At 65.3% G+C, this 265-nt stretch carries 1 protein-coding gene; it reads left to right on the top strand.

The window, feature by feature from the left end:
* Positions 1 to 48: 48 nt before the first annotated feature.
* The coding region (locus ACRHNM_RS16990) for a hypothetical protein (protein WP_431137807.1) at positions 49 to 265 on the top strand (217 nt) is incomplete at its 3' end.

Here is a 265-nt window from a genome sequence, read left to right on the forward strand (position 1 = left end):
TTGGCTCCCTAAGGCCTGGCCTGGTGGCAGGCCGCGCGCGCGCTGGACATGCGCATCCTGACCGAGTTCATCGGCGACCTGGCCAAGCTGTCGCCCGAGTTCGCGCAACCGGGCGTGCTGGGCGCCCACAACATTTTCAATCACTGCACCCGGGTGCCCCGGGAAACGTGGAGGCTGCTGGCCGATGCCGGGGTGAACATCACGATCAACCCGCGTTCGGATGCGTTGTTCGGCTTCGACGATGACACGTTTGCCTACCAGCAGG

Origin of the sequence: Psychroserpens mesophilus (assembly GCF_050617655.1) — a bacterium.
GTDB lineage: Bacteria > Bacteroidota > Bacteroidia > Flavobacteriales > Flavobacteriaceae > Psychroserpens > Psychroserpens mesophilus_A.